Origin of the sequence: Pseudarthrobacter cremeus (assembly GCF_051857465.1) — a bacterium.
Classification (GTDB): domain Bacteria; phylum Actinomycetota; class Actinomycetes; order Actinomycetales; family Micrococcaceae; genus Arthrobacter.
In genome coordinates, this window is record NZ_JBPZHC010000006.1 from 1 (window position 1) to 12,372 (window position 12,372).

Annotated in this window: 11 protein-coding genes and 1 pseudogene; 7 read left to right on the top strand and 5 right to left on the bottom strand. The window is 64.8% G+C overall.

The annotated features are described in order from the left end of the window. Positions 1-278 (top strand): transposase (locus ACS5PJ_RS12085; protein ID WP_439435130.1); only part of this gene is annotated, 278 nt, incomplete at its 5' end. Positions 279-641: 363 nt separating this feature from the next. Here ACS5PJ_RS12085 and ACS5PJ_RS12090 read toward each other — a convergent pair. From ACS5PJ_RS12090 to ACS5PJ_RS12105, 4 genes and pseudogenes are all read right to left on the bottom strand, one after another. Then, positions 642-1,412 (bottom strand): annotated as a pseudogene (locus tag ACS5PJ_RS12090) (alpha/beta hydrolase family protein); the annotation flags it as partial. Between the two features lie 74 nt (positions 1,413-1,486). Further along, entirely contained in the window at positions 1,487-2,320 is an 834-nt protein-coding gene (locus tag ACS5PJ_RS12095) for an alpha/beta fold hydrolase (protein ID WP_439435131.1), read from the bottom strand. A 41-nt stretch (positions 2,321-2,361) separates the two neighbouring features. After that, complete coding sequence (locus ACS5PJ_RS12100; RefSeq protein WP_439435132.1) at positions 2,362-3,216, bottom strand: alpha/beta fold hydrolase; 855 nt, start codon at positions 3,214-3,216, stop codon at positions 2,362-2,364. A 31-nt stretch (positions 3,217-3,247) separates the two neighbouring features. Continuing rightward, positions 3,248-4,132 (bottom strand): alpha/beta fold hydrolase, encoded by an 885-nt coding sequence (locus tag ACS5PJ_RS12105; protein ID WP_439435133.1) that lies wholly within the window; start codon positions 4,130-4,132, stop codon positions 3,248-3,250. Positions 4,133-4,200: 68 nt separating this feature from the next. Here ACS5PJ_RS12105 and lysS point away from each other — a divergent pair, with 68 nt between their 5' ends. The 5 genes from lysS to ACS5PJ_RS12130 all read left to right on the top strand — a co-directional run bounded on the left by lysS (position 4,201) and on the right by ACS5PJ_RS12130 (position 9,963). Further along, entirely contained in the window at positions 4,201-5,733 is a 1,533-nt protein-coding gene (lysS, locus tag ACS5PJ_RS12110; RefSeq protein ID WP_439435134.1) for a lysine--tRNA ligase, read from the top strand. Between the two features lie 3 nt (positions 5,734-5,736). Further along, complete coding sequence (locus tag ACS5PJ_RS12115) at positions 5,737-5,943, top strand: hypothetical protein (protein WP_439435135.1); 207 nt, start codon at positions 5,737-5,739, stop codon at positions 5,941-5,943. A 139-nt stretch (positions 5,944-6,082) separates the two neighbouring features. Then, on the top strand, positions 6,083-6,412 hold the full coding sequence (locus ACS5PJ_RS12120; protein ID WP_439435136.1) for a histone-like nucleoid-structuring protein Lsr2: 330 nt from the start codon (positions 6,083-6,085) through the stop codon (positions 6,410-6,412). A 244-nt stretch (positions 6,413-6,656) separates the two neighbouring features. Continuing rightward, positions 6,657-7,358: a M23 family metallopeptidase gene (locus ACS5PJ_RS12125; RefSeq protein ID WP_439435137.1), complete on the top strand. Its 702-nt coding sequence runs from the start codon at positions 6,657-6,659 to the stop codon at positions 7,356-7,358. Between the two features lie 112 nt (positions 7,359-7,470). Next, positions 7,471-9,963: an ATP-dependent Clp protease ATP-binding subunit gene (locus ACS5PJ_RS12130; protein WP_439435138.1), complete on the top strand. Its 2,493-nt coding sequence runs from the start codon at positions 7,471-7,473 to the stop codon at positions 9,961-9,963. Positions 9,964-10,175: 212 nt separating this feature from the next. On the opposite strand, the gene ACS5PJ_RS12135 is transcribed toward ACS5PJ_RS12130, so the two are convergent. Then, positions 10,176-11,465 (bottom strand): ISL3 family transposase, encoded by a 1,290-nt coding sequence (locus tag ACS5PJ_RS12135; RefSeq protein ID WP_439435139.1) that lies wholly within the window; start codon positions 11,463-11,465, stop codon positions 10,176-10,178. 142 nt (positions 11,466-11,607) lie between these two features. On the opposite strand from ACS5PJ_RS12135, the gene ACS5PJ_RS12140 reads away from it, so the two are divergent. Beyond that, positions 11,608-12,117, top strand: coding sequence for an amino-acid N-acetyltransferase (locus ACS5PJ_RS12140; RefSeq protein WP_439435140.1), 510 nt, complete (start codon positions 11,608-11,610; stop codon positions 12,115-12,117). Positions 12,118-12,372 lie beyond the last annotated feature (255 nt).

Consider the following 12,372-nt stretch of genomic DNA (forward strand, 5'->3'; position numbering starts at 1 on the left):
TCCATTCCGAGGCCGCCTTCGCGTCCCTGGCCGGAGCCAGCCCCATCCAGGCCTCGTCAGGGAACACCGTCCGCCACAGACTCAACCGCGGCGGCGACAGAACCCTAAACAAAGCCCTGCACCACATCGCCCTGAGCCGGATGACCTTCGACGCGGCCACCATCGCCTACGTCCAGAAACGCCAAGCCGAAGGACGCACAAAAAAGGAGATCCGCCGGTGCGTGAAACGCTACCTCGCCCGACGGATCTACCGAAACCCAGGCCCCTGCCACGCTTGACAACCATAGAAGGATCCCCGCGTTGCGGTTAAGCCAGCCTGCCACCGCGTTTTCCCAGAGCCCGGGACTGATGTTCCACTCCTGCGTGTGCCGGCAGGAAGGGAACCGGACCAAGGCCACGCGGTCAGGGAAACGGGCCGCATAGTCTTCGCTGATGCGGATCGGCGTGCTGGCATCGCCAACGCTGTGGAGAATGATCACCGGCACAGGCGGCGCCATATCGGTGAAATCCAAGGTCCTGAGGTCCAGAGGCTGGGCCAGTCCCGCGAGCCGGTGCAGCCGCCCGCGGAGGATCCGCAGCACTCCGGTGGCCAGGGCGGCCGGTAGACGCCGGGCTGCTGTGTGGGAGAAGAGCGTCCGGTGCCAGTCCAGGACAGGCGCGGTCAGAACAAGGCCGGTGATCAGGTCCCGGTGGCCGGAGGTGTGGGCCGCGGCCAAGGCCATGGTTGCACCCATGGACCAGCCGGAGATGATGATCGAGCCGGCACCCCGCGAAGCCGCGTAATCCAGGGCTGCTTCCACGTCCGCCAGTTCGCTGAGGCCGAGGTGGTGTTTGCCGTCCGCGGTCGGGGGAGCGTCAGGGTCGCCGCGGAATGAGATCAGCAGTTGCGTGCAGCCGGCCCGGTGGAAGAACGGTGCTGTGCGCAGGCCGGTGATCCGCCGCCCGCCGAGCCCGTGGACGTGGATGACCCAGGGACCCTGGGCCGAACCGGGGATAAGCCACGCGGGAGCGGGCCCCGGCAGCAGCACGTCCTCGAAGGGCAGGCCGGCCGCTTCAGGGTCCGGGAAGACGTAGCCGGACCAGTAGCCCGCAGTGTCCGGCGTGAGTTGGCCGCTGTAGATTTTTTCGACGCGGCGGGTGACCGTGCCACCCCTCTTGTTGCTGGATATCACCTGACCGATGCGGGCGTGCCCGGTGCGGTTGTTCCAGTACAGGCTGTAGACGCCGGGAGCCCTGGTGTCCTGGTCGGCACGGAACGTGGCGGTGGCGTCGTCGACGTCCAGGACCCTGGTGCGCTCCGGCCGCTGGACTATGGGGGTCACCAGACTCCTGGCGATCTGAAGGCAAAGCCAGCCTGCAAAGGAAGCCGCAGCGAGTGCTGAGCCTGCACCGAGGAGGGGCCGGTAGTTCACACAGCTACTTTAGCCGCGGGCCTGAACGGGCCGGGCCTGAACGGGCCGGGCGTGAACGGGCACGGCCTGAGGGGTCAGCCGGCGAAGAACTCGCTGAGTTCGGTGATGAGTTTCTCCGGGGCACGGAGTACGCCGTCGTGGCCGGCGCCCTGCAGGATGGTGTAGCTGGAGCCGGACAGGACATCGTGGATCTGGCCGCACGCCACACCGAAATAGGCCGGGCTCTTCTCGCCCACCACGATCAGGGTTTCCAGGGGCAGTGCCAGGAACGGTTCCGCCGGCATGTCGGCAGCGATGATGGCCTTGATCTCGCGGACGCCGGTGTTCATCAGTTCGCGCTGCTGCTTGCCACCATGGGTGGCGGCGGTGAGCTTGTTGGCGATGGTGAGCATGGAGAGCGGCATCCGGGAGAACGCACCGCCCGTTTCCAGGCCCTTGTTCAGCACGGCGAGGGCCCGGCCGTCGTCCCCGGCCGCAGTGGCCCGTTCGTATTCGGCGGTCCAATCGGCTTTGACGCTGTGGTTCACTGACACCGCCGGGTCGTAGACGGCGAGCCGTTCCACGGGGAGGGTACGCGCTGCGTGCAGGGCCACGGCGCCGCCGAAGCTGTGCCCGAAGACGTCCGTGCTGGACGTGTGTTTCATGACGGCGTCCAGGTCCCGGATGTCCGTGTCCAGGGTGTAGTCCTCAGGCTGCGGCGAAGAGGATCCGCGGCCCCGGCGGTTGAACGTGTGCACCGGACGGCCCAGGGCTGCGCTGAGTTTCTGCGCGAACCTGGTGTAGTCGGCTGCGGTCACCATGGAAGCCGGCACCACCACCACGCCGGAACCGGCCGAAGCCAGCTCCGCACCCGTGGAGAAGAGCTCCAGTGTGCCGCCGTCGGGGGTTCTGATGTTCTCGCGCGTCATGAACCGAGCCTATCGGAGGTACCTGAGTGCTGGCAGCAGGCTCAGCTCTTGAAGTACTCCGCGATGTCGGTGACCAGCTCGTTCAGAGCGGCCGGGATGGAGCCGTGGAAGCCCTTGGGGGAGAGCTCGAAGGTGCTCCCCGGGACGGCGGCGTGGAGGCGCTGCGCGGTGACCTTGTAGTAGCCCGGGCTCTTGCCGCCCACCATGAAATGCGTGTTGGCGGGCAGGACGCCGAAGTCCCGGACACGGTCGGCCTCGTCATACGCGGCCCGCAGTTCGCCGACGCCGGTAGGCATCAGTTCGCGGAACATCCTGTTGACTTTGGTGCGCGACACCAGGGCCATCAGGCCGGCGAGTACGGGCTCGGGGATCCTTGAGAGCGTGGTGGCCGGCTGCATGCCCTTCTTCAGCCGGGCCAGGGCCTGGCCCACATTGCCGGCGTTGACCGCTGCCTCGAAGTCGTCCAGCCAGGACGTGTCCAGGCTGCCGTCGATGTTGACCGCAGCATCATAGACGGCCAGTTTGTCCGGCTCGTGGGCGGTGCCGGCGAACTCCTGGACCGCATTCAGGGCCACCGAACCGCCCAGGCTGTGGCCCAGGACGGTACGGGCGCCGGTGGCGTCCATGACCGTCCGGACGTCAGCGATTTCGGTGGCCATGGAATAGCCGGCAGGCTGGTCCGTGGAGTTGCCCCGGCCGCGCCGGTCGTAGACATCCACGCACCATCCCTCGCCCAGTCCCTTGGCCAGCGCCAGGGAAAACGGACGGTAAATCAGGGCGGTGAGGAACGCGCCCCCGATGACCACCACGCGGCGTTCTCCCGGCGCATCCACGGCGCCGTAGCTGTACAGGGCCAGCCTGCCGCCGTCGTGCGTGGGCACTTCCTGTTCTTTCACGCTCCCCATCCTAGGGGTGCACGGTCAGTGCCTACCGGCGCCGGCCCAGTGGCCGGACCTGCCCGTCGGCGCCGCTGAGGAAGCGGGCCATCCGCACTGCCAGCCCTTTGCCGGGACGGATCGGTCCCTCATGCAGCTGGCCCGGGACCACCTGAAATTGGATGGACGGGACAGCGGCTGCCAGCTGCCGTCCCGTCTCGGCAAAGTACGCGGGGCTCCAGCCGCCGCTCAGCATCAGGATGGGAGTGGTGAGGGCCGTGAAGTCGTCAAGTTCGGCGTCGGCATCCAGCACCGCACGCATTTCCATAACCGCTGTGGGCAACAGCTGGCGCATCTCTCCGCCCAGATTGGTCCGGGCGGAGAGGATACTCAGCATCCGCAGGGCGCCGAGGGGCAGGTAGGACAGGGGACCGGCAGTGGCCAGGCCCTGGACCAGATGGGCCCACGCGTGGTTAAGCTGGCCCGCGGCCACCGCGTCCTCAAGCTCCGGACGCCAGCGGTGGCTCAGGTTTCCGGAGAGGGACACCGCCGCGTCATAGGTCACCAGGCGGCCGATCGGAAGGGTCCGGGCGGCCTGGAGTGCCACGAATCCGCCGTAGCTGTGGGCCACCACGTCCGTGGAGCCCGTCTCGCGCATGACCGTGGCGAGGTCGCTGATCTCCGTCTTCACGGAGTAGTCATCGGGCTGGGGTGATGATCCGTCCCGCCCGCGGCGGTTGTAACAGTGTACCGGCCTGCCCAGCAGGACGCTCAGCTTCCGGGCGAAAGGCCGGTAGAGGGCGTCGGTGACCAAAGTGCCGTGGATAAGTACGACGCCGGGAGGCCCCGCCGTCGTCGGGTCCAGTTCCGCCGGGGTGAGGAAGGAATGCGCATCGAGGCGTCCGCCGTCTTCGGTCTCCACCGTCCATTTCTCCACAGCCCGAGTCTATGCCCGGGAGCGCGACCGGAAGCTGGCCGGGCTAACGCCCGGTAAACTTGGGGATTGTGACTTCCCAAAACACCCCCGCCCCGAAAAATGCCCCAGAGCCGGTCGACACCAGCGAGCAGATGCGAATCCGCATGGACAAGCGCGCCAAACTGATCGAACGCGGCACAGAGGCGTATCCGGTGGGTGTTGAGCGCACGCATTCCCTCACCGAGATCCGCGAAAAGTACGCGCACCTCGAGGCTGACGACACCACCGGGGATGTTGTTGGCGTCACCGGCCGGGTGGTCTTTGTGCGGAACACCGGCAAGCTGTGCTTCGCCACCCTGCAGGAAGGCGGCGTTGACGGCAAGGGCACGCGGCTCCAGGCCATGCTGAGCCTCGCCAACGTGGGCGAGGAAGCGCTCGCGGACTGGAAGTCGCTGGTGGACCTCGGCGACCACGTCTTCATCAAGGGTGAGGTGATTTCCTCCCGCCGCGGCGAGCTGTCCGTGATGGCAGAGTCCTGGTCAATGGCGTCCAAAGCCCTGCGCCCGCTGCCCGTCCTGCACGCGGAATTGAACGAGGAAACGCGTGTCCGGCAGCGTTACGTTGACCTGATGGTGCGCGACGAAGCCCGCGAAATGGTCTACACGCGTGCCGCGATCACCCGCTCCATCCGCGAGAGCCTGTACCGGCACAACTATGTGGAGGTGGAGACCCCCATCCTGCAGCTGGTCCACGGCGGAGCCCTGGCCCGCCCGTTCGAAACGCACATGAACGCGTTCGACCAGAAGATGACCCTGCGCATTGCCACCGAGCTTTACCTCAAGCGCGCCGTGGTGGGCGGCATCGACCGCGTGTACGACATGGGCCGGGTTTTCCGCAACGAGGGCGTGGACTCCACCCACAGCCCCGAATTCACCACGCTTGAATGCTACGAAGCCTGGGCGGACCAGTTCGTTATGGCCAACCGCATCAAGGAGATCATCCTCGACGCCGCTGACGCCGTGGGTGCCGGCCGCACCCTCCAGACTGACGCCGGGGAAATCAACCTCGACGGCGACTGGGCCTGGGTTTCCGTCTATCCCGGACTGTCCGACGCCGTTGGCCAGGAAGTCACGCCGGACACGCCCGTTGAGGTGCTGCGCGCCATTGCCGCCAAGCACGAGGTAAAGGCCGACCCGAAGTGGGACGCCGAAAAGCTCGCCGTGGAACTGTTCGGCGAAATTGTGGAACCCACACTCCTGAACCCCACGTTTGTTTACGATTACCCGCCTTCCGCGCAGCCTTTGGCGCGCCCGCACCGCGAGGACGGCCGCCTGATCGAGGCCTGGGACCTCATCATCGGCGGAATGGAACGCGGCACGGCCTTCTCCGAGCTGATCGACCCCGTCATTCAGCGCGAGCGGCTTACCGAGCAGTCCCGGCACGCGGCGGCCGGCGACGTCGAAGCCATGCAGCTGGACGAGGATTTCCTGCGCGCGCTTGAATACGGCGCCCCGCCGATGGGTGGTATTGGGCTGGGCATCGACCGGCTGGTGATGCTCTTCACCGGTGCCGGCATCCGTGAAACCATTCTTTTCCCGCTCCTGAAGCCGGAAGGACACTGACCCATGGAATATGTCGCCGTTCTCCTGCCTTCGGTGGTGGTTGGCCTGATTTTTTGGTTTGCGATGAAATCAATCTTTAATGCCGATAAGGCCGAGCGCCAGGCGGAAGCGCGCGCCCAGGCAGAAGCCCAAGGCCGGACAAATGCCCCGGCAGATACAAAAGCAGAGAAACATCCTTCTCCGCCGGCCCGCCCGGACCTGGAATCCTGATATAAGGTCCGCAAACTTCCTGCGGATATCCACAGGAACCATTTGATACTTTGACGCGTTGCCATAATAAGGGTCATACTTTTTAGAGGAACATCCTGCTTTTCTGAAAACCCCGACCTTTCCCAGAGGAAGACTATTAATGGCACAGAAAGTAAACATCGTCCTCGTAGATGATCTGGATGGGGGATCCGCGGATGAGAATGTCCGCTTTGGCCTCGATGGGGTCAGCTACGAAATTGATCTGTCCTCGGCCAACGCGGCCGAGCTCCGTACGTCATTGCAGCGGTTTATAGCCGCAGCGCGCAAGACGTCGGCCGGGCGGGTTGCCCGCACTAAAACGGCCATTACCGGACGCGGCAATGATTCCGCGCAAATCCGGCAGTGGGCCCGTGAAAACGGCTACACGGTTAACAGCCGTGGCCGAATTCAAGCGGAAATCCAGGAAGCCTACCAAAAGGCCAATTCCTAGCAGCAGCCCTCCTGCCCCACCGGGAACCCTGTCTTCGCCATCAGGCGGCGGCGGGGTTTTTTGGTCCATTGAATATGGCGTGTAGCGCCGTAATTGGAATTAGCGGATTCGGGCGGTTCATTGCAGTACGGCGGCGGTCCTCCGGAATACGCCCGCGCTGCCCACCCGGTTCGGCGGGCCACCCGGAAACCAGGGACACCCACGGGTGGATATTCCAGCGCGTCGGGCAACGGGAAGGGAAACCATGACATTTGAGGCAAACCCGGAGCTCCAAGATGTGGAGGTTTCGCTCCCGTTCTTCGGACGGTGGAAAGTGGAGAACAGCCCGAAGCGGCGGATTCCCAGCCACGGCACCATGATGTTGGGCACTGCCTGCTCGATCGACTTCGTTGGTGTCGATGACCATGACAGGACTGCGCCCGGGGTGAGCTGGCGAACCGCGTTCGCCACGGAGCCGCCGGAGCAGTTCTTCGCCTTCGGCCGGGAGATTCTCGCCCCCGTGGCCGGGCGGGTAGCCGCGGTGCATCAGGGGGAGCCGGACCACGAGGCACGACGCTCCCCGTTGGTGCTGGTGCCCTACGCGGTGGGACAGGCTTCACGGCTCCGGCAGGGGCTCGGCAGGATCACCGGAAACTGCGTCATCATCTCTTCAGCAGCGGGCACCAGCGCCTTCGTTGCGGTCATGCATCTGCAGGCCGGCTCGATCCGGGTATCCGTCGGCCAGGAGGTCGCGGTGGGAGAGCACATCGCAAACTGCGGCAACTCCGGCAATTCCACCCAGCCTCACGTACACCTGCAGGCGATGGACAGGCTTGACCCGTGGACGGCTCAGGCACTTCCCCTGCGCATCAGCCGCTATTACGAAAAGCCCCGCCGATCGCAACGTTTCCTTCTCCGGGAAAACACCATTCCGGACGAAGGTTCGACTGTGGAGGCCGCGCGCTAGCCGCTTGGCCCCGTCACAAGTGCACCCATGGTTTCCCCTGTGGCGAACACGCTCCACAAGTCCGGGTCTGCCACGTAGCATCAAAGTACGTCGTAGCTAGGAGTGTGGCGAAATGTTTGAGCGATTTACGGACCGTGCCCGTCGAGTAGTTGTGCTTGCCCAAGAAGAGGCACGCATGCTGAACCACAATTACATTGGTACCGAACACATCCTCTTGGGTCTTATCCATGAAGGTGAAGGCGTTGCCGCCAAGGCTCTGGAGTCCTTGAGCATTTCGCTCGACGGCGTTCGCGAGCAGGTACAGGAGATTATCGGCCAGGGCCAGCAGGCCCCGTCCGGCCACATCCCCTTCACGCCGCGCGCCAAGAAGGTGCTGGAACTCTCGCTGCGCGAAGCCCTACAGCTGGGCCACAACTACATCGGCACCGAGCACATCCTGCTCGGCCTCATCCGTGAGGGCGAGGGCGTTGCCGCCCAAGTGCTGGTGAAGCTTGGTGCTGACCTGAACCGGGTCCGCCAGCAGGTCATCCAGCTCCTCTCCGGCTACCAGGGCAAGGAAACCACCGGCGCAGGCGTCGGTGCTGGCCAGCCCGAAGGCACTCCTGCCGGTTCGGTGGTCCTGGACCAGTTCGGCCGCAACCTGACCCAGGCTGCGCGCGAGAACAAACTGGACCCCGTGATCGGACGCGAATCCGAAATGGAACGCGTTATGCAGGTCCTGTCCCGCCGCACCAAGAACAACCCGGTACTGATCGGTGAACCGGGCGTCGGCAAGACGGCCGTCGTCGAGGGCCTTGCCCAGGCGATTGTCCGCGGCGACGTCCCGGAGACCATCAAGGACAAGCAGCTGTACACCCTGGACCTCGGTTCGCTGGTGGCCGGCTCCCGGTACCGCGGTGACTTCGAAGAGCGCCTGAAGAAGGTTCTCAAGGAAATCCGCACCCGTGGCGACATCATCCTGTTCATCGACGAGATCCACACCCTCGTTGGTGCAGGTGCCGCAGAGGGTGCCATCGATGCCGCGTCCATCCTCAAGCCCATGCTGGCGCGCGGTGAACTGCAGACCATCGGTGCCACCACGCTGGATGAGTACCGGAAGCACATTGAGAAGGATGCCGCGCTTGAGCGCCGCTTCCAGCCCATTCAGGTCAAGGAGCCTTCGGTCGCACATGCGATCGAGATCCTCAAGGGCCTGCGTGACCGCTACGAGGCGCACCACCGGGTGACCATCACCGACGGCGCCCTCGCCTCAGCTGCCAGCCTCTCCGAGCGCTACATCTCGGACCGCTTCCTGCCGGACAAGGCGATCGACCTGATCGACGAAGCCGGTGCACGGCTGCGCATCCGCCGGATGACCGCTCCGCCCGAGCTGAAGGCCATGGACGAGCGCATCGCCAAGCTGAAGATGGAGAAGGAATCCGCCATCGACGCCCAGGACTTCGAAGGCGCTGCAGCGCTCCGTGACAAGGAGCAGAAGCTCATCACCGAGCGCTCCGAAAAGGAACGCCACTGGAAGTCCGGCGGAATGGATGACATCTCCGAGGTGGATGAGGATCTCATCGCCGAGGTGCTGGCCAACTCCACGGGCATCCCCGTCTTCAAGCTGACCGAGGAAGAATCCTCGCGCCTGCTCAAGATGGAAGATGAGCTGCACAAGCGTGTTGTCGGCCAAAATGAGGCCATCAAGTCCCTGTCCCAGGCGATCCGCCGCACCCGTGCAGGCCTGAAGGACCCCAAGCGTCCCGGTGGCTCGTTCATCTTCGCCGGCCCCACCGGCGTCGGCAAGACCGAGCTGGCCAAGGCCCTGGCCGAGTTCCTCTTCGGTGAAGAGGACGCCCTCATCACCCTGGACATGTCCGAGTACTCCGAGAAGCACACCGTCTCGCGGCTTTTCGGTGCCCCTCCGGGCTACGTCGGCTACGAAGAGGGCGGGCAGCTGACCGAGAAGGTCCGCCGCCGTCCGTTCTCCGTGGTCCTGTTCGACGAAGTTGAGAAGGCCCACGCGGACCTCTTCAACTCGCTGCTGCAGATCCTGGAAGACGGCCGCCTGACCGACTCCCAGGGCCGCGTGGTGGACTTCAAGAACACGGTGATCATCATGACCACCAACCTGGGCACCAGGGACATTTCCAAGAGCGTTGCCACCGGCTTCCAGTCAGGTACGGACACGCAGACCGGCTACAACCGGATGCGCGCCCGCGTGACGGAGGAGCTCAAGCAGCACTTCCGCCCCGAGTTCCTGAACCGTGTGGATGACGTTGTGGTGTTCCCGCAGCTCACCCAGGACGAGATCATCGAGATCGTGGACATGTTCGTGGGCCGCCTCGAGAAGCGCCTCAAGGACAAGGACATGGGCATCGAGCTCACGCCCGCGGCCAAGGTGCTCCTGGCCACCCGCGGCTACGACCCCGCCATGGGTGCCCGGCCGCTGCGCCGCACCATCCAGCGCGAGATCGAGGATCAGCTCTCCGAGAAGATCCTGTTCGGTGAACTCCACGCCGGCGACATCGTCGTGGTGGATGTGGACGGCGAAGGCGACTCCGCCAAGTTCACATTTGCCGGCAATGCCAAGCCGCGCATTCCGGAGATCGCCCCGAGCGTCTAATCAATAAACCGAAGACCCCGCCATCCCTTTGAGGAGTGGCGGGGTCTTCGCGCGTTGGCGGGAGTCCCGGCGGCACCGCAGCCATTTGCCGCTTGCTGCTCCTTCGTCGCTTTGACGCAAGCTACACAAATGCCTCCGGCGCCGTCGCTGTGCCGGGCGCGACCAAAGCGGCTCTTCACGGTTCGTGGTGAATGTCCTGCCGTGATGAATATTCATGCCGCTGTTCTGGCGGCACTGCGCAACAGGATACGCGTCTTGTAGTTGCGTGCGTTGGTGAATCCCCTGCCTGTCCTTTTTATGTGCTTGATCGCGGTGTTGTTGGCTTCCACTTTCGCTGTTGTCGCGCCGGTGACAATGAGGACTTCGATCTCTCTCCACCACCGGCAGACCGTGCGCCAGAGCCGGTTGGTTTCCAGCTGCGCGGCCTGTTCTACCAAGGTCTGCATGCGGTCTTTCGCGGCCGCAGCGTCGGCGAGGGACCCGGTGGCGAGCAGCGTCCGAAGCTGCTCTTTGACCAGCCAGGCTGCCCGCAATTTTCCGGTGGCATCATCGGTGGCGAACACGGTGCTGAGCCTGTCCCGGGCCCGGTCTGAGAGTGTGTCGCCGGCCCGCAGGAGCAGGCGCCGGTTGGCCCAGACCGGGTCGATGGAGCGTCCCCGCCGGCCATGGACCTGCTGGGTGAGCCGCTGCCGGACTTCGGTGAGCATGTCGTTACCGAGCTTGACCAGGTGGAACGCATCGACCGAGACTGCAGTGCGTGGGAGCCACATCCGCAAGGCTTTGCGGAATGCCGCTGACGGGTCGATCGCGACGACCTGTACGCCCAGGCGCCACTGCAGCGGGCGAGCGAACAGCCATTCTCCGACGCCATCGCTGTCGCGCCCATCCACGATCCCGAGCACTTGTCCGGTGTCCAGATCGACGATTGTGGTCATCCAGGGTTCGTAGCGTTTCCAGGCCTTGGTGGCCGGGTCGCGGAAGAACCGCACGGACCGGTAGCGGTGTTCATCGATGCCGAGCATCCGCGGGGCCAGCGCATCAACATCAGGTAGCGTCAGCGCAGCCGAGTCCAGAGCTCGCTGGACCAGCCACCAGGAGACACCGAACGAGGAGGCAGCCTCCGCCGCCGCCCTGCCGGATCCGATCACGGCGGCGACGAGGGCATCGCGGAGCCGACGGGTGGACCGAGCCCGGCGCGGGACCTGGGCTGTTTCCTCAGCGAATGTCTGGCGCGGGCACAGGTACTCATCGCAGAAGAATCTCCGCTTGGCCCAAATCACTTCGATCGGCCCGGCGACAGGGACGTCACGCAGGCGTTGTGGGCGGCGGGAATGCACCCGGCTGCTGATCACGCCGCACGATGGACACCCGGCCTCGGCAGTGGCTTCGACGCTGACCCGCCGCTGCCCGAAGGCGAGGATCTCAGTGTCTGTGACGCGGTAGTCGGGCAGGTTAAAAATGGCGGTGGCAGCATCTGGGCGCGGGGAAGTAGGCTCGATCAAGGCTCGTAGCTCCTGACTCTTGATGAATGCGTAGAGAACATCCATCACAGCAGGGCTACGAGCCCTTCAGCTTTCAAGACACGGAATCCCTTTCACCACGAACCACGGAGAGCCACCAAAGCCCCACCGTAGGATGGATCCTGTGACTGACGCCTTCCATATCCGCCCTGCCCGCACCAGTGATGTCGCCGCCATCAAAAGCCTGGTGGCGCCGTTGGCCGAGCAGCGGATCCTCATGGCGAAGGAGACCGTGGCCTACTACGAAAGCCTCCAGGAGTTCCGGATCGCAGAGTCCGACGACGGCGACGTGATCGGCTGCGGGGCGCTGCACGTGATGTGGGAGGACCTCGCAGAAGTCCGTACGCTGGCCGCATCCGACGCCTGGCGCGGCAAGGGGGTGGGCCACGTGCTGGTGGAAAGCCTGCTGGAGGAAGCCCGCGAACTGGGGGTGGCGCGGGTCTTCTGCCTCACCTTTGAGGTGGACTTTTTCAAGCGCCATGGGTTCGAGGTCATGGCCGACCAGACAGCCGTGGACCCGACGGTCTACTCCGAGCTCCTGCGCTCCCATGACGAAGGCGTGGCCGAGTTCCTGGACCTGGCCCGCGTGAAGCCCAACACGCTGGGAAACACCCGCATGATCAAGTTCCTGTAGCGCGAACGACACCGCAGGCTCCTGCTCCCCGGAGTGTTGCAGCCTCTGGCTGGCTTTAAATCTATTTGGTGGATAAACTGAACCGGTTGCAGGGTGGCCCGCACGTAAGGGACAGTCATTGGGGGCTGTCCCTTACCTTTTGCCCGCAACCTTTTGCCCGCAACCTTTGCCGGAACCGCTCTCTGAACCGTTCCCCGCGGCCGGCCGCTCCTCACCGGACGACGCGGGCTACCGGACTCAATGCAGCGATAGTAG